Source organism: Burkholderia singularis (assembly GCF_900176645.1).
Lineage (GTDB): Bacteria > Pseudomonadota > Gammaproteobacteria > Burkholderiales > Burkholderiaceae > Burkholderia > Burkholderia singularis.
The window spans coordinates 18,757-37,147 of sequence record NZ_FXAN01000049.1 but is presented as its reverse complement, the minus strand read 5'-3'; the positions used below and the strand labels follow the sequence as shown (position 1 = coordinate 37,147).

The following is an 18,391-nucleotide window of genomic DNA, read 5'->3' as shown; positions in this document are numbered from 1 at the left end:
GCGGCGGTACTGTGATGCCGTGCAGCGAACTTGCCCCGACCGATTTCGACGCCGCTCATGCCCGAACGCTCCTCCGTTTTCGGCCGTAAGCCTGCCCGCGCACGGATTCCGCGCACCGTATGGGCGCTTGGCCTGGTCAGCCTGTGCATGGATTTATCGTCGGAGCTGATTCATGCACTGTTGCCGATCTATCTCGTCATGACGATGGGCATGAGCGTCGTGACGCTCGGCGTGCTCGAAGGCATGGCCGAGGCGAGCGCGATGATCGTGAAGATCTTTTCCGGCGCGCTGAGCGATTGGCTCCGCCGGCGCAAGGCGCTGCTCATCGCGGGCTACGGCCTCGCGGCATTGACGAAGCCGCTTTTTCCGCTGGCGAACGGGCCATCGGAAGTCGTCGCCGCGCGGCTGCTCGACCGGCTCGGTAAGGGCATTCGCGGTGCGCCGCGCGATGCGCTCGTCGCTGATGTCGCGCCGCCAGAGATGCGCGGCGCATGCTTCGGGCTGCGGCAGTCAATGGATACGATCGGCGCGTTTGCGGGGCCGCTGCTCGCGATCGTGCTGATGTTCGTATTTGCCGAGCATATTCGGCTCGTGTTGTGGTGCGCGGTGGTGCCCGCGTTTTTGTCGATTGCGCTGATCGTGTTCGGTGTCGACGAGCCGGCTCATAAGGGCGTTTCTGCCCGTGTGTTCCGCTCGCCGATGCACTGGCGAGCGCTGCGCGCGTTTCCCCCGCGTTATTGGTTCGTTGTGTTGATCGGTGCTTCGTTCACGCTGGCGCGCTTCAGCGAAGCATTTCTCGTGCTGCGCGCACAGCAGGCGGGCATCGGGCTTGCCTGGATTCCGGCTGTGATGGTCGTGATGAATGCGGCATATGCGTTATCCGCGTATCCGGTCGGCGTGGTCGCGGACCGGCTCGGCGCACGTGCGCCGCTGGCGGTTGGCATGGCGCTGCTGATCGCCGCCGATCTGCTGTTCGGCGCAAGCGCGTCGCCGGCAGCGCTGTGGTCCGGCGCCGTTGTCTGGGGGCTGCACATGGGCTTCACGCAAGGGATGCTGGCCGCGCTCGTCGCTGAAACCGCTCCGGCCGATTGGCGCGGCACGGCGTTTGGTGTGTTCAACCTGGCGAGCGGGGTCTGCGTGCTGGCGGCAAATGCGATCGCCGGTTGGCTTTGGACGTGCTACGGCGCATCGGCGGCATTTTTTGCCGGCATGGCATTTGCCGCGATGTCGCTCGCGATGTGCGGCTTCGTCAAAGGCGGCGGCGGGGCGCTTGCCGATGCTCGCCATTGACGGCGAGATCATGGCGCGGGCGCTCGACGGGGCATCGGGGCATCGGCCGACGAGTAATTTTGTCCGCGTATGAACGATGTCGCGAAGCGTCGGCGATTGTTTGTTTATCAGTCGCGTGGCGCACCGTTTGATCTGATCGACGGCGGACAATGCATCAAATCTCGGCACATGGCTGGGGTTCGATGATCGGACGCTGATCGAGGAACTGCGATCATATTTTGTCCGGTGCAGTGCCGAACCCGCTCATCTTGGCGCCCGCGAAGCAAACGCTGGCAACGCGCAGTCGATTGTTCATATAATTGGCGCTGCATTCCGACCGGATGTACAGGATCGATCAAAACGCCGACGCATTTGCGCCGGCGTTCGCTTGATCGCCATTGCCTGCTCGCGTTGTCCAATGCGAGAGTGGCCGCGTTGCTCGTGCCGGCGGCGCGGGTCACGCCGCATGTGTCTTTCCCGCATGCCGGGCATGTCTTCAGCGGCTCGCACGGCGTCGAATCGCAGTTGGCGCCGCGCCTCGGCGCTCCGGTCGGTTTCCTTTTTTCCACCAAAAGCGGCGGCGTGTGCAGCGCCGTCAGGAGACTATTCGTGACATCACAAGAAGAACGGCTGCATCGCGGCCTGGAGGAGCGGCATATCAATTTGATGGCGCTCGGCGCAACCATCGGCGTCGGGCTCTTTCTCGGCTCGGCCACGGCGATCCGGGCGGCCGGTCCGGCGATTCTGCTGGCATACATTGCCGGCGGCCTCGCAATTTTCATCATTATGCGAGCGCTTGGCGAGATGGCGATTCATAATCCGGTCGCCGGCGCGTTCAGCCGTTATGCACAGGATTATCTCGGGCCGCTCTCGGGCTATCTGACTGGCTGGACCTACTGGTTCATGTGGATCGTGACATGCATGGCGGAAATCACCGGCGTCGGCATCTACATGCATATGTGGTTTCCCGATGTGCCGAACTGGATTTGGACTTTCGCCGCATTGATCGTGATGGGCGCGGTGAATGTCATCGCGGTCAAACTGTACGGCGAGTTCGAATTCTGGTTCGCGTTGATCAAGATCGTGACGATCGTACTGATGATTGCCGGCGGCGGGCTGATGATCGTCGCGGGCGTCGGCAACGGTGGTATTGCCACCGGTATCTCGAACCTGTGGGCGCATGGCGGCTTCATGCCGAACGGCTGGTCGGGAGTGGTCGACGCGTTGCCGATCGTGATGTTCGCGTATCTCGGCGTCGAAATGCTCGGCCTTACGGCGGGCGAGGCGCGCAATCCGGAGAAGTCGCTTGCGAAGGCGGTGAACTCGGTGTTTTGGCGCGTGGTGATTTTCTATGTTGGCGCGCTGTTCGTCATCATGTCGATTTACCCATGGAATCAGATCGGCACGCAGGGCAGCCCGTTCGTGATGACGTTTTCGCGGCTCGGTATTCCGGCTGCCGCCGGCATCATCAATTTCGTTGTGCTGACGGCTGCGCTGTCGTCGTGCAACAGCGGGATCTTCAGCACCGCCAGAATGCTGTTCAATCTGGCGGAGCAGGGGCAGGCGCCCACGCGCCTCGCGGCAGTGAACCGGCGCGGCGTGCCGGTGTATGGCGTGCTGGTTTCGGTGCTGCTGCTTATCGTCGGCGTCGTGCTCAATTATTTTGCACCGCAAAAAGTTTTTGTATGGCTGACGTCGGTGTCGACGTTCGGCGCGATTTGGACCTGGGGCGTGATCTTGTTCGCCCAGTTGCGCTTTCGTCGCCAGGTGCCGGCCGCGCGTCTCGCCCAGCTTGCGCTGCGCGTGCCGGCTTATCCATTGTCTTCGTTCGTCGCGCTTGCGTTTCTTGCGTGTGTCGTCGTGCTGATGGCGTTTTCGCCTGATACGCGCGTGGCGCTCGTCGTCGGACCGTTGTGGATTGTCGCGTTGACTGTTTGCTACTACGCGCATCAGGCGGGACGGCGTGCGCCGTCGATGTCATCGACGAACGCTTGAGTGGTGAATCGCGGCCGGCGCGTAGCGATACACGTCCGGGCCGCGGCGGTTGGCAGTCATAGCGCGCGCAAACGTATGCGCGCGCAATTCGCAATTCATAAGTTTTTAAATAATGGGATTGTGCGATGCCGGTTTTTCATGCGCCTGCATCAATTAATTCCGATACGGCCTGATCCGGCTCAACACCGCAGTGGCGGCACCAATCGAGATAAAAGAGAATGTCGACATAACGTTCTCCACGTTCGATTTTGGAAAGGTAAGACTGATCAATACGAAGACGTTTGGCCAATTGCGTCTGGGTGAGGCCTGCCGCTCTTCTCAGCGCGCGCAGATGCATGCGCAGCGCGGCGTAACGGGGGTGATGGATGGAAGGGAGCATGGGCGAATGCTCCCTGCTGAATTGGAATAGTCCACCTTGGCCTAATTCGGCTATTATAGCCAAAAACCGGCTCGGCAGCTCAGTATTGGATATAACAACAGAATTTCAGCAGCCGGTCAAAAAAGAGGCAGTCACTCTACGGGGAAATAGTAATGGCAACATACAAGGAATTGCTTGCGCAATTGGATGATCTGAAGCAGCAAGCGAGGACCGCGCGCGCGGCCGAATTGCCCGAGATTATCGTCGAGCTTCGCCGGTTGATCGATACGTATGGTCTGACCCAGAAGGATTTGTTCCCGCCGCGCCTCGGGCGGCCGAGAAAAGCCGACACCGAACCGAAGCCGCGCTATCGAGATCCGGAAACAGGTTCAACCTGGACAGGCCGTGGGCGTGCTCCAGCTTGGATCTTGGGCCGGGACCGCGAACAATTCCGGATCGAATAACGCATAGCGTTCGATTGCGCCCGCGTCTCATGGCGCGGGCGATTTACGGCATGCCGCAGTCGCGCCGTGACGTGCGGTCACAGTGCGGTATCACGCTGGACGTGGGACACCGAGGCGCCGGTGCCGTCAACGGCCGCCGATCCTGAGACGCACTGCGGCATTCTGTGGGGGCCCTCAGGATACCGAATCGACCGATCTCCAATATGCGGCGTGCGTCACCAGCATGCCGGATGTCGGCGAGTTCATTACCGCACATGCAGGCTGACCGTGGTTCGTGTCGACGGCCGAATTCGCTGCGGGACTGCCCCTCACATATCCGAAGGCAGCCCGCGCTGCCCTTATGACGAGATGGCTGCTTGAGGCGAAGCGGGTACGTTCTCGCCGTGGCGCGCGCTCCAGGGCGTTTTCGCTGGATGCGTGGGGCGTTGCCTCCGAGATCGATCGCACTGGCTGCCGTTGCATGCTGGCGCACGTTGGGTTGCCGCGAATCGGCCGTCCGTCTTGCATGACGATGCGGCGTTCAACCCACCGGCTCCGCGATCGCATGCAGCGGAATGCGCCGCGGCGATGCATTCGCCGCATATCGTGCGTTGCTGGCGTCGATATTGGCGAGCAGCTTGTCGATCTGCGCAAAATGAGCCCGATTGTCGTGGCTCCACGGGTGGAAACCGGGTTTGAAATAGGCAAGCGTCTTGGGGGCCAAGCGGGCGATGCCTTTCACGAAGAACCGGAGAAACGCGAGCTTGCCCGGCACGTTACCGTACATGCGCCGGTGCGCTTTCATGAACGCCAAGTGGAAAAGGAGGTTCGTCCCCCAGAATACGATGCTCGTGAGCAGCATCGAGCCGGTACGCATCAGGTAACGCATCGGCCCCGGTTTGATGACCGCATTCCACACCTCGAACGCGACCGCCTTGTGCTCGGTTTCTTCCATCGAATGCCAGAGCCACATGTTTGCGTATGCGTCGACCGAACCGTGAAAGCGCTCGAAATCGCTGAGCAGCAAATCGGTCATGATTGCCGTGTAATGCTCGAACGCAATTGTCAGAGCGAGGCGTATCGGTGCCGGCAGCCATTTCGTCATCAGCCCCGCGAATGCCCAGAAGGCTCGGTCGAGCCGGTGTGCGGGATAGCCCGCCGCTTCGGCGATATCGTTGAACTCGACGTGTTCCCGGCTGTGCATCGCCTCCTGTCCGATGAAGCCCTGAACCTGTTTCAATAATTCGGGATCCTGAATTTGATCGCGGTAATGGCGGACCGCGTCGATGAAAAATCGCTCGCCGGCCGGGAACATCAGCGAAAGTGCATTGAAGTAGTGCGTGTTGGCCACGCCGTTGATGTGCCAGTCGCCGATGCGCTCGGGCGGAAGCGCGAAGCGAATGTCACGCCGGATGATCGGGTGCATGAGTTGTCTCCCTATCGAATATGCAGTGGCGCATCCGCATCGAACCAAAGTCGCATGCAGATGCGGACGGTCGAACCGGCGATTGGATCAAGATCGACCGGCGCGGCGTGCTTCAAATAACGATCGTTACGGTACGAACCTTAGGCAACAAACTTTTCTCTGTCAAATGTTTCATTGTGCAATGTATTTGTACTATGAAAAGAGCGGGCAGATCGCGCATGGCAGCCGTTGGCTTGCTGATCCTTTCGCCTGGGGCGATGCCGTTTGGCGTGGCGTGGTGTCGATTTGGCCGGCCGGATGCGCGATTCGCGGCATCCGGCCGCTGCGATGGCGCGGCCGTCGGCGTCATTCGTTAGCGCGGCCGCGCATATCGATCTACGGATAAATTCGTGGTGATGCGCGATCAATCGCATGAGAATCGCCGGTATTCCCATCGATATCCGTTGCAAACGAGGCCGACAACCGATGAGCCGTGATCTGTTGCTTCTTCTGGAACCTGGATTCACCGATCCTCAATATCCGGGCGAGCGTTTCGTTTGTCCCGGCAGCGCGCCGATCGAAGGGCTGCTTGCGAGCGATCCGCCGAAGCAGGTCCGCCTCGACATTCGCCGGCTGCCTTTCGCGCGGCCGCGCGAAGCGGTGATCGCCGCGCTCGACGCCGACCATCAAGGGTTACCCGTGCTCGTGCTCGGCGATGAGCAACCGGCGCCCGACGATGCGTTGACGCTCGGCGACAAGCGCTTCGTCAACGATCCGCGGCGCATTCTCGAATTGCTGGCGGAGCGGCATGGTTTTCCGAAGCTGCATTGAGCGCGGCGGTGGTGACGATGCGGCGCAATAACGGCCGATTCGGGATTGCGGCGGCCGCCGCGGCACGGGGGCCGCGTGCCGTGCATCGCTTCGCTGCAGCCGCATCGCGCGGGATTGCACGGCCATGACTGCCGCGCCGCACCGGCCGCATCGCCGGCAATTACATCTGAACGTCAACATCCTGCATTCGGGGTTTGTACCCTCCGCGTGGCGGCTCGACGAAGCGGACCCGCGCGCGTTCATCGACGTTGGACACTACGTGCGCGTCGCGCGGATCGCCGAGGCGGCGAAGTTCGATGCGGTATTTCTGGCGGACAACGCATCGATCGTCGACCAGCTCGATTTTCGTCCGATCACTGCACTCGAGCCGACTATCCTGCTTGCGACGATCGCGGCGGCGACGACGCATATCGGCTTGATCGGCACGGCATCGACGAGCTATAACGAGCCGTTCAATCTCGCGCGTCGCTTCGCCTCGCTCGATCACGCGAGCGGCGGGCGAGCCGGTTGGAACATCGTGACGACCGCCGATTCGGGTTCTGCACGCAATTTCGGTTTCGATGCGACGCCTGATCACGGTGGGCGCTATGCGCGAGCGACGGAGTTCGTCGAAGTCGCGAAGGCACTCTGGGATAGTTGGGATGACGATGCAATTATCGGCGATAAGGCCAACGGCCGCTTTGTCGATTCGAGCAAGGTACGTCCGATTGCGCATCGCGGTATGCACTTTCGCGTGCACGGACCGCTGAATTTGCCGCGTTCGCCGCAAGGGCATCCGGTGCTGGTGCAGGCCGGCGGCTCCGCCGATGGGCGAGCATTCGCCGCCCAGCACGCGGAGGTGGTGTTCTCGGTATCGCAATCGTTCGACGAGGCGCTCGGCTACGCGCGCGAGCTGAAAGCCGCGGCGGCCGCGCATGGGCGAAGCCTCAAGGTGTTGCCGGGGTTGACGACGATCGTAGGGGCGACTGAGACCGATGCGCAGCGCCGCCGCGACGAGCTCATCGATCTGATTCCGCTGCGCTACAGCTTGAACCGGCTCGCGGCTACGCTCGGCGTGCCGGTCGAGCGGCTGAATCCCGATGCGCCGCTGCCGGACGATCTTGCGCCGCCGGATGGTGGAAACGGCAATCACACGTTTTTTCACGCGACGCTTGCGTATGCGCGGCAGCATCGCTGCACCGTGCGCAAATTCGTGCGCGCGATGGCGGGCGGCACGGGGCATCGGGTAATCGTCGGTACGCCTGAGCAAGTTGCCAACGACATCGCACACTGGTTCGACGCCGGTGCGGCCGACGGCTTCAACCTGATGCCGGACGTGCTGCCGGGCGGGCTTCAGGATTTCGTCGACGGCGTCGTGCCTATCCTGCAACGGCGGGGGATTTTTCGTACCGAATACGAAGGAGCGACGCTGCGCGACCACCTCGGCCTTTCTCGGCCGGCGAACACGCGTAGCGGCGGCATAGCAGGGGGTTGAAACCGGTTTGGTGAGGCGGGCGCAGTGGCGAGGTTATCATTCGTCACTGCTGCATCATTGTGTGGCGCGAACGCGGCCCTTACCACGGAACACCTATGAGCCTGCATAAGATCATCTACGATACAGATCCCGGCGTCGACGATGCGCTGGCGCTCGTTTTCCAAGCGCTTCATCCGGACATCGAATTGCTCGGCGTGACCAGCGTATACGGCAATGCGACGATCGACACGACGACCCGCAACGCCCTCTATCTCGCGGGCCGCTTCGCACCCGGCGTAAGCGTGGCGCGCGGCGCGGCCAAGCCGTTGAACCGCCCCGCGCCCGCGCCGATCGGCTGGATTCACGGCGACGATGGCCTCGGCAATACCGGCCTGTCCGAATCGACCGACGCCGCGCGCGCGCCGAACCTGGATGCGCGGGCAGCGCACCGCTTCATGATCGATACCGTGCGTGCGCATCCGAACGAGGTCACGTTGATCGCGGTCGGCCCGTTGACGAATCTCGCGCATGCGCTCGCCGAAGATCCGCAGATCGCAACGCTCGTCAAGCAGGTGGTCATCATGGGCGGCGCGTTCGGCACGAACGGCGTGCTCGGCAACGTGTCTCCTGCCGCGGAGGCAAACATCGTTGCTGATCCGGAGGCAGCGGACATCGTGCTGACCGCTGCATGGCCGCTGGCGATCGTCGGCCTCGACGTCACCGAGAAGACCATCATGACGACCGACTATCTTGCCGCACTGCGCGACGACGCGGGCGATGCCGGCCGGTTTGTCTGGGAAGTGTCGCGCCACTATGATGCGTTTCATCGCATGAGTGCGGGTTTCGACGGCACGTATACGCATGATCCGTCGGCGGTTGCCTATGTGCTCGCGCCGCATCTCTACACGACTCGGCAAGGGCCGGTGCGCGTGGTGACCGAAGGCATTGCCGTGGGCCAGACGATTCAGAAACCTTCGACGATGAGCACCCCCGCGCCGCAGTGGGACGGGCAGCCGTCGCGCGACGTATGCATCGACGTTGATGTGGACGCAGTGCTCGCGCTGTATCGCGATACTTTGATTGGTTGACGGGCGGCGCGTCGCGGCGGGGCCGAGCTGCTGGATGTCGGCGGGCTGGCCGGTGAGATCCGGCTCGGCTGGGTGCGGCGCGCTCTGGCCGGCGGCTGCGATGCGCTATCATCTGCGGATGACTTGCGCGGTCGGCGCTTGCATTTGCCGCCATGACGGATGCGTGGCGCCCGGCCGATACATTCTGTGATCGCCGCATTCCGTGTCGTCCGATTCTTCTTCTCCTTTCGCGTTCTACTACCTGTCGAACTTCGAGCGGGCGCTCGAATGGCTGCTCGAGCGTTACGACGGCGTGCTCGACGCATCCGAACGTGCGTTCATCTCAGCGTTCGGTGAATTGCCGCGCGCATCGCGCGCGCTACTGGTGCGGATGCTGATGCGTAAAGGGCCGTATTTCCGGGCGAGCAAGCTCGCATACGACGAGATCGGTTGCCCGCTCGCGGCATCCGCCGCGCTCGTCGAACTGGGTTGGGTTGAACGGTCGCCTGCGCTCACGCTCGATACGCTGTTTTCGCTGTCGACGAAACACGAATTGCTCGGTGGATTTCCCGATTTGTCGTCGTTGGGCGGCGCTGGCCGCAAGGCCGATTGGCTGACCGCACTGCGCGCCGCGCACGAAGGCGAGCGAACCTGGTCCGAGTGGCTGCCATCGATCGACGATCATGTGCTGCGCGTCACGGTCGATGCGCTGTGCAATCGGCTGCGGCTCATGTTTTTCGGCAACCTGCATCAGGACTGGTCGGAGTTCGTGCTTGCCGATCTCGGCTTGCTGCAATACGAAACCGTTGCGTTCGAGCCGTCGTCGCGCGCGTTTCAGCGGCGTGACGATGTCGATACGTACCTGAAGCTGCACGCGTGCCGGGAACGGCTCGACACATGGCCGGACGAGGCTCCCCTTGCGCCGCTAGTCGCGCAGGCCGCCGCCATCGACTGCGGCAATGCGTGGCTGACGATGCGCCGCGAGAAGCTCGCGTTCGCCATCGGGCAAGCGTGCGAGCGCCGTGCGGACTGGGACGGCGCACTTGCCGCTTATGAGGCGAGCGCGTGGCCCGGCAGTCGTTGCCGGCGCGTGCGCGTGCTCGAGCGCTGCGCGCGTTTGGACGCGGCGCTCGCGCTTGCCGTCGACGCGCTGCGCGCTCCCGAGAGCGACGCGGAACGCCAGCAGATCGAGCGGATGCTGCCGCGGCTGCGGCGGCAAGCCGGCTTGCCGGTTGTGCGCGCCACGCCGCGCGCGCAACCGATTCCGCGCGACTGTATCGAACTGGTGCGTCCGCACGAACCGTATCCGGTCGAATATGCCGCGCGCGATCATCTGAGCCGCACGGATGCGCCGGTCTATTACGTCGAGAACGCGCTGATCAACTCGCTGTTTGGGCTGCTGTGCTGGGAGCCCGTGTTCGCGGCGATACCCGGCGCATTCTTCCATCCGTTTCAGCGCGGTCCGGCCGATTTGCATGCGCCGGACTTTCGCGCGCGCCGCGCCGCGCAGTTCGACGCATGCCTTGCGCAGCTCGACGGCACCCAATATCGCGACACGATTTGCCGTCACTATGCGCAGAAGCAGGGTATGCAGTCGCCGTTCGTGTTCTGGGGCGCGCTCGACGGCACGCTGCTCGAACAGGCGCTCGCATGCTTGCCGGCCGCGCATCTGCGTTTATGGTTCGAGCGGCTGCTCGACGACGTGCGCGGCAACCGCTCGGGGTTGCCCGATCTCGTGCGCTTCTGGCCCGGCGAGCAGCGCTATGAATTGATCGAGGTGAAAGGGCCGGGCGATCGTCTGCAGGACAATCAGATCCGCTGGCTCGACTATTGCCTCCGGCATCGGATGCCGGTGCGGGTGCTCGACGTGCGCTGGAGCGGCAATGCACGGCAGAGCGACGAGGTGCGCCCATGAGCTATGTGGTCGCGGTGCGCGCGATGTGCGAATTCACCGCGCGCGAGGGCGATCTCGATCTGCGCTTCACGCCCGCGCCGAGCGCGCAGGAGGGCATCGCGGGCCACGCAGTCGTGGCGTCACGGCGCGGCGCCGGTTATGAGAAGGAAATCACGCTGGCCGGCGAGCACCGCGGCCTGACGGTGCGCGGTCGCGCGGACGGCTACGATCCCGTGTCGAACCGGGTGGAGGAAATCAAGACGCATCGCGGCGATCTCGACCGGATGCCGGTCAACCAGCGTGCGCTGCACTGGGCTCAGGCGCGTGTGTACGGACATCTGTTGTGCGAAGCGCGCGGGCTCGGCGAACTCACGGTCGCACTCGTCTACCTGGACATTTCCACGTTGCGCGAAACGGTGCTGACCGAGGCGCATACGGCTGCATCGTTGCGCGCGTTCTTCGTCGAGCAGTGCGAACGATTTTCCGATTGGGCCGCGCGCGAAGCCGCACACTGGGCCGCGCGCAATGCGGCGCTGCATGCGCTGGCGTTTCCGCATCCGCAGTTTCGCGACGGGCAGCGGCCGCTCGCGGTCGCCGCGTATCGTGCCGCGCGCGACGCCCGCACGCTGCTCGCGCAGGCGCCGACCGGTATCGGCAAGACGGTCGGCACGCTATTCCCGTTTCTCAAAGCGTGTGCGCAGGATCGTCTCGACAGGCTGTTCTTTCTGACCGCGAAAACGTCCGGCCGCGCGCTCGCGCTCGATGCGGCAGATACGCTGCGTGCGGCCTCGGGTGGTGCGCTGCCGTTGCGCGTGCTGGAACTCGTCGCGCGCGACAAGGCGTGCGAGCATCCCGGCGCGGCATGCCACGGCGACGCCTGTCCGCTTGCCCGGGGTTTCTACGACCGGCTCGCGGCTGCACGTGCCGCCGCTGTCGAACAGGGCCGGCTCGAACGCGCGGCGGTGCGCGCGGCCGCCCTCGAGCACGGCATATGCCCATACTATCTCGCGCAGGAACTGGCGCGCTGGTGCGACGTGATCGTCGGTGACTACAACTATTACTACGACGGCAGCGCGTTGCTGTATGCGCTCGCGCAACAGAACCAGTGGCGCGTTGGCGTGCTCGTCGACGAAGCGCACAATCTGCTCGATCGCGCACGCGGCATGTATAGCGCGACGCTCGATCAGCGCGAACTCACGGCGATTCGCAAACTCGCGCCTGCGTCGCTCGCCAAAGCGCTCGAACGCTTGAACCGTGAATGGAATGCGCTCAATCGCGAACAGAGCGACAGCTACGCCGTGCATCCGGATGTGCCGCCGCGCGTGCTGTCCGCCGCGCAGAATCTGATCGGCCGGTTTTCCGAACTCGCGGCGCAGACGCCGCTCGCGATCGATGCCGATGTGCAACGCTTTTGCTTCGACGCGATGCACTTCGTTGCGCTTGCCGAGCAGTTCGGCGCGCATTCGATTTTCGATTCGACACTCGTGCGCGCAACGGCACGCGGCCGCCGCGCGAACGCGTCGCTGCTTTGCGTGCGCAACGTGGTTCCGGCGGATTTTCTCGCGCCGCGCCATGCGGCGGCGCATGCAACCGTCATGTTTTCGGGCACGCTGAGCCCGTTCGAGTTCTACCGCGATACGCTGGGTTTGCCGGACGACACCGGTTGGCTGGATGTCGACGGGCCGTTTCGCGCGGAGCAATTGACGGTCAAGGTGGCCGCGCACGTGTCGACGCGCTGGCGCGACCGCGAACATTCGATCGAGCCGATCGTCGAGCTGATTGCCAGGCAATACGCGGCGCGGCCGGGCAATTATCTGGCATTCCTGAGCAGTTTCGACTATTTGCAGCAGGTGGTCGCGCGGCTGCGCGAGCGGCATCCGGCATTGCCGGTCTGGGAGCAGGCGCGCGGCATGGACGAGGCCGCACGCGACGCGTTCCTCGCGCGCTTCGATGCGCTCGGGCAGGGCGTCGGCTTCGCGGTGCTGGGCGGCGCTTTCGCGGAGGGCGTCGATTTGGCGGGCGATCGGCTGATCGGCGCGTTCGTCGCGACGCTCGGACTGCCGCAGGTCAACGACGTCAATGAACAGATGCGCCGTGCGATGGAGGCGCGCTTCGGCCACGGCTACGATTACGTCTATCTGTATCCGGGGCTGCGCAAGGTGGTGCAGGCGGCGGGGCGTGTGATTCGCACCGAGCATGACGAGGGCGTCGTTCATCTGATCGACGACCGTTTTTGCCGGCCGGACGTGCAGCGTTTGTTGCCGCGCTGGTGGCGGTTGAGTTGATGCGAGGCGGGTGGCGCGCCGGGCGTGGAGCGCCGGGCCGCACCGGGTGCCCGCTGCCGCCGGCGAGCGCGCCGTTGTGCGCAATCGACGCAATCGGCGCCAGCGCGGTTGCCCGGAATGCAGCCGAACTTGCCGCCGATTGCACGATCGGCGGCTTGATACGCTGGCCTCCGCCAGCGTTTGCTCGCGCTCGATCGCCGTGCGGCCGAGCGACGTTTTGCGATGGGCGCGTGCGAGGTGCGGCAGCCGAGCCGCTTTTGCCCGTTGCCCACACGTTGTCTGCTCCCGTTTGCCGCTACCTGTCCCAATCCGGCGTGTCGCCGAAGCGCTGGGCAAGAAAATCGATCAGCGTGCGCATCGCAAGAGACATTTGCTTGCGCGATGCGTAAACCGCGTAAATGCCGAGATCGGGCGCCATGCAATCGGGCAACACGCGTACGAGCGCGCCGCTGCGAAGCAATTCGGCCGCCGCATACGTGGGCAGCAGCGCGATGCCGCCGTTTGCGGTGGCCGCGCGCAGCAGCACGAGCGAATCGTTGGTGCTCAGATTGCCTTGCACGGGCACGTCCGACGGTTCCCCGTCGCGTGTCAGATGCCATAGGCTTTGCCCGAAATACGCGTAGGTCAGGCAATTGTGCCGAGCCAGATCGTGCGGCCGCTTGGGCGTTCCGTGCGTGGCCAGATAACCGGGCGACGCGCAAATCACCGAGCGGCACGTGCCGATCCGGCGTGCGATCAGGCTGGGGTCGACTTCGTTCGTAATGCGGATCGCGAGATCGATCCGCTCGCTGATCAGATCGGCGGTGCGATCCGTCGTCTGCAGGTCGACCGAGACGGCAGGGTGGCGGGCGAGATAGTCGAGAATCGCGTCGGTCAGCCGCGCCTGCGCGAACAGCACACTCGTGGTGATCCGTAGCAGGCCGCGCGGCGCGTCGCCGGGCTCGGCGAAGGTCGACTCGACGTCGTCGGCGAGCCCGAGCAGATCGCGCGCGAGCGGCAGCATTTGCGCGCCGGCGGTGGTCAGCGACAGACGCCGCGTGGTCCGATGCAGCAGCCGGGCACCCGCCCATTGTTCGACGAATGCGACATAGCGCGACGCCATCGCGCGCGACATGTCGAGATGCTGGGCGGCTGCCGACACGCTGCCGCGCTCGGCGGTTTCGACGAATACCTTCAATGCGGTGATTCGATCCATATTCGATCAATCTACGCAACAAATTGTCGACAACTCTATTGTATTTGATCGGGATTAGATCGAATAGACTCGCTTTTTATTTGACTTATCAACGAAACAGCGATGGACCGCTTCACACTTCAGTATTTCTTCGATCCGCTATGCGGCTGGTGCTATGCGAGCGCGCCCTCGCTTGCGGGTCTTGCCGAAGCTTATCCGGATAAGCTCGAGCTGATGCCTACCGGTCTCTTTGCTGACGAAGCCGCGTGCGATTTGACGCCTGAATGGGCCGAATACGCGTGGCGCAACGATCAGCGTATCGAGCAGATGACCGGCCAGCGTTTCACGAGCGCGTATCGCGAACAGGTGTTGCTGCGCGGCGGCGTGCGTTTCGATTCGGGGCCGGCGAACCGGGTGCTGACCGCGATGCACGGAATCGACGCGCGGCTCGAGCGGCCGCTGCTCGAAGCGGCGCAGCGCGCGCGCTATGTCGACGGTTTCGATACCGCGCGTGCCGATGTGCTGGCGCGCTTGGCCGCGGAAGTCGCTGCGCGGGCCGGGCTGACGGTGGACGCCGATGCGCTGGCACGCCGCATCGACAGTGACGCGGCGCTCGCCGACGCAACGGCCGCACGCATCGAGCGCGCGCAGCATGCGATGCGGCAACTCGGCGTATCGGGCGTGCCGCAACTGCTGCTGACGACCGGCGAGCGCGGCTATGTGTTGAACAGCGCGAGCTTGTATGCGGGTCCGACTGCGGCGGTGTCTGCTGTTGAGCGGGTATTGCAAAGCGGGGTTTGAAGCGGGATCGGAGCGGCGTTTGACGAGAAAGCCTCGGCGCACGGATGGATCGTGCCGCGCGCGGGTGAGCCGGCGCGAGCGGGCGGCGCTTCGTTGCGGCGGCGGATGCGTTCTGTGGCATCGCGGTTCTGTGCCGCGCAGGCCGCGCCCGCCCGATTGCTGCATGGGCCGCCGATTCGCCGATCAGTGCATTGACGGCGCCGCCGGGTGCCGCGCCTTACCGGCGCTTGCGTTGCCGCGGCGCCGCTTCATGGTCCGTTCACGGGCCGTTTTCGCGTTGTCATTGCCGCTATCGGTCGTTTGCCATTGACGATCCCTTGTCAGTACGTGGTCTTTGGAAATCAGCTTTAATCGGTTTGTGCGGCGCGCTTCGCGCGCTACGATCGTTGACAACCCGGCTCAGGATGCGCCGCGTGCGCGCCGAGTCGTTCCTCACCTCGGAATGCAAAACGGAGAGAAAGATGGCATTACGCTCACTCGGCACCTCGGCCATTCAGGTATCGCCAGTCGTATTCGGCGGTAACGTGTTCGGCTGGACCATCGACGAGAAGCAGTCGTTCTCGTTGCTCGACGCGCTCGCCGACACCGGCATCAACTTCATCGATACCGCCGATGTCTATTCGGCCTGGGTGCCCGGCAATCAAGGCGGAGAATCGGAGACGATCATCGGCAAGTGGCTCAAGCGTACGGGCAAGCGCGACCAGGTCGTGATCGCGACGAAGGTCGGCATGCTGCAGGCGCGCGCGGGGCTGTCGCGCGACAATATCCTGAAGGCCGTCGACGATTCGCTGCGGCGCTTGCAGACCGATTACATCGACCTCTATTTCTCGCACCGCGACCTTGCCGACACTCCGCTCGAAGAAACGCTCGGCGCTTACCAGACGCTGATCGAGCAGGGCAAGGTGCGCATTATCGGTGCGTCCAACTACAGCGGCGCGCGGCTGCGCGAGGCGGCCGAAATCAGCCGGCGCGGTGGGTTGCCCGCGTATCAGGTGATCCAGCCCGAATACAACTTGTACGACCGCGCGGAGTACGAGCGAGATATCGAGCCGGCCGCGACCGAGCTGAAGCTTGGCGTCGTCACGTATTTCGCGCTGGCGAGCGGGTTTCTGTCGGGCAAGTACCGGTCCGAAGCCGATCTGAAAGAGCGTGCGCGCGGCAGCCGCGTCGAGAAATATTTGAATCCACGCGGTTTGCGGATCGTCGATGCGCTCGTCGCGGTGGCCGACAAACACGATACGACGCCCACGGCGGTCGCGCTCGCGTGGCAGATCGCGCGGCCGAGCGTCACGGCGCCGATCGCGAGCGCGACGTCGCTCGATCAACTGACGGCGCTCGGTGCGGCGATCCGCCTGCGACTCGATGCAGGCGACATCAAACAGCTTGACGACGCAAGCGCGCCTTAAGCCGGGGTGTTGCCGTAGGCGGCTCGGCTGGCACTGGCTAAAGGCGTTGCGCGGCAGGTGTGGCTGTTGGTCGTTGAAGGTCTGGCCATCCGGCGCATGGGCTTCAACGTGCGGCGGCGCGGGTTCGTCGCGCATGTTCATGAGCGCATCGAGGCGCTGGCCAGCGGGCAACGCGTGATTGGCGCCCGGCCGTCATGGGCTTCATCCTTCCGGTTGATACCGCGCGCCCCCGGTGTTCGTGCACCATGGCTTCGTGTCCCGCGGCCGCGCCAGCCGGCGCGCCGCTCGATCGGAGAAACGCATGGGAGCAGATCCGGTATTCATCCAGGTGGGCGAGCTGGCGGAAGGTTTCGCGCCCGATAGCCATATTCTCGAGCCGGCCGGCGATCTGGCCGGACGGACCATTGCGCTTACCGCGCAAGACGGCGCGGCTTGCGAATACGTCTTCGTCGACGCGTGCACGCTGCGCTGGCGCGAGCGGCCTGGGGCGCGGCACGAGCGCGGCGCGCGCAACGGCAGCGTCGATGAGCACGGCGAAGGCGGAGCGCTCGCGTATCGCGCGACGCAATTGCGCTCCGGCGTCTATCTCGTCGATTATGTCGATCCGGCCCGCCGCGCAACCTCGACCAGCCTCGTGCTGGATTGGGCGCGCGGCGTGTGGACATCGGTCGATGGCGTGCTGCCCGGCGAAGCGGATGTGCGTCTCGACGCGTTTTCCCGCGTCGCGCGCGGCCTGCCGCTGACGGGCGTCGCGGTGACGTTCCGCCAAGGCACGATCGACGGCGCGTCCGTATCCGGCGAGTTGCATGCGCCAACGCGCGAGCTGATCGGCAAGCGCGTGATGTACCGCTACAGCCCGACCGAGTGCTACGAGCATATCTACCTGAACGACGGTTTCTATGCGTGGCATTGCATCGAAGGCGTCGAGCGCGGTCTCGCGGATGTCGACCGTTGCCACTACTTCAAGCTTGCCGATGCGCTGTATCTGTTCGTCTGGCGCGAAAAAATCGTACCGACGCTCGGCGTCGTGCTGATCGATTTTGACCAGTGTAAGACAGACGGCAAGATCTTCGGCTACCGCGACGGCGATTTTGGCGCGTTGTCGAATTTTCCGGTCGGCGCGCATGCCCGGATGCTGAACGAAACCGTTTATCCGTTCGCGCGATGAGCCGCGCCGATTCGATGCGTGCGGTGCCGCTGCGCGGGCCGTTCGTCGCGGATTTCCGCGGTCGCGTGGTGCTGGTCACGGGCGGCGCGCAGGGCATCGGCGCGGCGATTGCCGGCGCGTTCGCGGCGGCGGGCGCGACAGTGGCGATCGCCGATCTTCAAGCCGACGCGGCCGCCGCGTGCGCCGGCGGGCTTGCGTTGCGCGGGCTTGCCGACGGACAAACGGTGCGCGCCTATCGCGCCGATGCGGCGCAGCGCGACGAGTTGACCGGGCTCGTCGAGCGGATCGAGGCCGACAGCGGCAGGCTCGACGTGGTCGTGCACAATGCGGCGTATTTTCCGCTCACACCGTTCGACGCGATCGGTCCCAACCTCCTTGCACGCACGCTCGCCGTCAATTTGTCGGCGCTGTTCTGGCTCACGCAGGCAGCGTTGCCCGCGTTCGAGCGGGCCGGGCAGGGGCGCGTGCTCGCGACGTCTTCGGTGACGGGGCCACGGGTCGCGTATCCGGGGCTTGCGCACTACGCGGCATCGAAGGCCGGCGTGAACGGTTTCATCCGTGCGGCGGCGCTGGAGCTGGCAAGCCGGAACGTGACCGTCAACGGTGTCGAGCCTGGGATGATCCGCACGCCGGCGGCGGCTAATCTCGGCGATGCGGCGCATGCCGCCCGTATTGCGCGGAGCATACCGCTCGGCCGTCTTGGCGAGCCCGACGACATCGCGGCCGCGATGCTGTTTCTCGCATCGGATTGTGCGGGTTATATCACCGGACAGACGATCGTGGTCGATGGCGGTGCGACGTTGCCTGAAACGGGGGCGGCGCCTGTGTAGCCTGCGTGGCCC

Annotated in this window: 15 protein-coding genes; 12 read left to right on the top strand and 3 right to left on the bottom strand. The window is 64.3% G+C overall.

Going from position 1 to position 18,391, the window contains the following annotated elements; translation table 11 throughout:
• The first annotated feature begins 57 nt into the window (after nt 1-57).
• Nucleotides 58-1,290: an MFS transporter gene (locus BSIN_RS10025; protein WP_089340365.1), complete on the top strand. Its 1,233-nt coding sequence runs from the start codon at nt 58-60 to the stop codon at nt 1,288-1,290.
• 588 nt (nt 1,291-1,878) lie between these two features.
• Nucleotides 1,879-3,264, top strand: a complete 1,386-nt coding sequence (locus BSIN_RS10020; RefSeq protein ID WP_089340383.1) for an amino acid permease — start codon at nt 1,879-1,881, stop codon at nt 3,262-3,264.
• A gap of 136 nt (nt 3,265-3,400) precedes the next feature.
• On the opposite strand, the gene BSIN_RS10015 is transcribed toward BSIN_RS10020, so the two are convergent.
• Nucleotides 3,401-3,643, bottom strand: coding sequence for a helix-turn-helix domain-containing protein (locus BSIN_RS10015; RefSeq protein WP_069235727.1), 243 nt, complete (start codon nt 3,641-3,643; stop codon nt 3,401-3,403).
• 152 nt (nt 3,644-3,795) lie between these two features.
• Between BSIN_RS10015 and BSIN_RS10010 the strand changes: the two genes are divergently transcribed.
• Entirely contained in the window at nt 3,796-4,086 is a 291-nt protein-coding gene (locus BSIN_RS10010; RefSeq protein ID WP_089340364.1) for an H-NS histone family protein, read from the top strand.
• 520 nt (nt 4,087-4,606) lie between these two features.
• Here BSIN_RS10010 and BSIN_RS10005 read toward each other — a convergent pair.
• Entirely contained in the window at nt 4,607-5,491 is an 885-nt protein-coding gene (locus BSIN_RS10005; protein ID WP_089340363.1) for a metal-dependent hydrolase, read from the bottom strand.
• Nucleotides 5,492-5,956: 465 nt separating this feature from the next.
• On the opposite strand from BSIN_RS10005, the gene BSIN_RS09995 reads away from it, so the two are divergent.
• The 5 genes from BSIN_RS09995 to BSIN_RS09975 all read left to right on the top strand — a co-directional run bounded on the left by BSIN_RS09995 (nt 5,957) and on the right by BSIN_RS09975 (nt 13,000).
• The gene (locus BSIN_RS09995) at nt 5,957-6,301 is read left to right on the top strand and encodes a DUF3088 domain-containing protein (protein WP_089340361.1); all 345 of its coding nucleotides are present in this window, start codon (nt 5,957-5,959) and stop codon (nt 6,299-6,301) included.
• 124 nt (nt 6,302-6,425) lie between these two features.
• Nucleotides 6,426-7,775 (top strand): LLM class flavin-dependent oxidoreductase, encoded by a 1,350-nt coding sequence (locus tag BSIN_RS09990; protein ID WP_089340360.1) that lies wholly within the window; start codon nt 6,426-6,428, stop codon nt 7,773-7,775.
• Between the two features lie 95 nt (nt 7,776-7,870).
• Nucleotides 7,871-8,842 carry a nucleoside hydrolase gene (locus BSIN_RS09985; protein ID WP_089340359.1) on the top strand — a complete coding sequence of 324 codons (972 nt, stop codon included), beginning with the start codon at nt 7,871-7,873 and terminating at the stop codon, nt 8,840-8,842.
• A 202-nt stretch (nt 8,843-9,044) separates the two neighbouring features.
• A complete protein-coding gene (locus BSIN_RS09980) occupies nt 9,045-10,736 on the top strand; it encodes a VRR-NUC domain-containing protein (RefSeq protein ID WP_089340358.1) in 1,692 nt (563 codons plus the stop codon).
• Nucleotides 10,733-13,000 (top strand): ATP-dependent DNA helicase, encoded by a 2,268-nt coding sequence (locus tag BSIN_RS09975; protein WP_089340357.1) that lies wholly within the window; start codon nt 10,733-10,735, stop codon nt 12,998-13,000. Before BSIN_RS09980 ends, BSIN_RS09975 begins: the two co-directional genes overlap by 4 nt.
• Before the next feature lie 295 nt (nt 13,001-13,295).
• On the opposite strand, the gene BSIN_RS09970 is transcribed toward BSIN_RS09975, so the two are convergent.
• Nucleotides 13,296-14,195 (bottom strand): LysR family transcriptional regulator, encoded by a 900-nt coding sequence (locus BSIN_RS09970; protein WP_089340356.1) that lies wholly within the window; start codon nt 14,193-14,195, stop codon nt 13,296-13,298.
• A gap of 102 nt (nt 14,196-14,297) precedes the next feature.
• Here BSIN_RS09970 and BSIN_RS09965 point away from each other — a divergent pair, with 102 nt between their 5' ends.
• The 4 genes from BSIN_RS09965 to BSIN_RS09950 all read left to right on the top strand — a co-directional run bounded on the left by BSIN_RS09965 (nt 14,298) and on the right by BSIN_RS09950 (nt 18,379).
• Nucleotides 14,298-14,975, top strand: coding sequence for a DsbA family protein (locus BSIN_RS09965; RefSeq protein ID WP_089340355.1), 678 nt, complete (start codon nt 14,298-14,300; stop codon nt 14,973-14,975).
• A 461-nt stretch (nt 14,976-15,436) separates the two neighbouring features.
• Nucleotides 15,437-16,381, top strand: coding sequence for an aldo/keto reductase (locus BSIN_RS09960; protein WP_089340382.1), 945 nt, complete (start codon nt 15,437-15,439; stop codon nt 16,379-16,381).
• Between the two features lie 301 nt (nt 16,382-16,682).
• Nucleotides 16,683-17,549, top strand: a complete 867-nt coding sequence (locus tag BSIN_RS09955; protein WP_089340354.1) for a molybdenum cofactor biosynthesis F family protein — start codon at nt 16,683-16,685, stop codon at nt 17,547-17,549.
• Nucleotides 17,546-18,379 carry an SDR family oxidoreductase gene (locus tag BSIN_RS09950; RefSeq protein ID WP_089340353.1) on the top strand — a complete coding sequence of 278 codons (834 nt, stop codon included), beginning with the start codon at nt 17,546-17,548 and terminating at the stop codon, nt 18,377-18,379. The genes BSIN_RS09955 and BSIN_RS09950 overlap by 4 nt, the downstream gene beginning before the upstream one ends.
• Nucleotides 18,380-18,391 lie beyond the last annotated feature (12 nt).

Bases quoted from the DNA above. Each gene is read 5' to 3' on its own strand.
- BSIN_RS10025 (WP_089340365.1), top strand. From the start codon at position 58: ATGCCCGAACGCTCCTCCGTTTTCGGCCGTAAGCCTGCCCGCGCACGG.
- BSIN_RS10015 (WP_069235727.1), bottom strand. From the start codon at position 3,643: ATGCTCCCTTCCATCCATCACCCCCGTTACGCCGCGCTGCGCATGCAT.
- BSIN_RS10010 (WP_089340364.1), top strand. From the start codon at position 3,796: ATGGCAACATACAAGGAATTGCTTGCGCAATTGGATGATCTGAAGCAG.
- BSIN_RS10005 (WP_089340363.1), bottom strand. From the start codon at position 5,491: ATGCACCCGATCATCCGGCGTGACATTCGCTTCGCGCTTCCGCCCGAG.
- BSIN_RS09995 (WP_089340361.1), top strand. From the start codon at position 5,957: ATGAGCCGTGATCTGTTGCTTCTTCTGGAACCTGGATTCACCGATCCT.
- BSIN_RS09990 (WP_089340360.1), top strand. From the start codon at position 6,426: ATGACTGCCGCGCCGCACCGGCCGCATCGCCGGCAATTACATCTGAAC.
- BSIN_RS09985 (WP_089340359.1), top strand. From the start codon at position 7,871: ATGAGCCTGCATAAGATCATCTACGATACAGATCCCGGCGTCGACGAT.
- BSIN_RS09975 (WP_089340357.1), top strand. From the start codon at position 10,733: ATGAGCTATGTGGTCGCGGTGCGCGCGATGTGCGAATTCACCGCGCGC.
- BSIN_RS09970 (WP_089340356.1), bottom strand. From the start codon at position 14,195: ATGGATCGAATCACCGCATTGAAGGTATTCGTCGAAACCGCCGAGCGC.
- BSIN_RS09965 (WP_089340355.1), top strand. From the start codon at position 14,298: ATGGACCGCTTCACACTTCAGTATTTCTTCGATCCGCTATGCGGCTGG.
- BSIN_RS09960 (WP_089340382.1), top strand. From the start codon at position 15,437: ATGGCATTACGCTCACTCGGCACCTCGGCCATTCAGGTATCGCCAGTC.
- BSIN_RS09955 (WP_089340354.1), top strand. From the start codon at position 16,683: ATGGGAGCAGATCCGGTATTCATCCAGGTGGGCGAGCTGGCGGAAGGT.
- BSIN_RS09950 (WP_089340353.1), top strand. From the start codon at position 17,546: ATGAGCCGCGCCGATTCGATGCGTGCGGTGCCGCTGCGCGGGCCGTTC.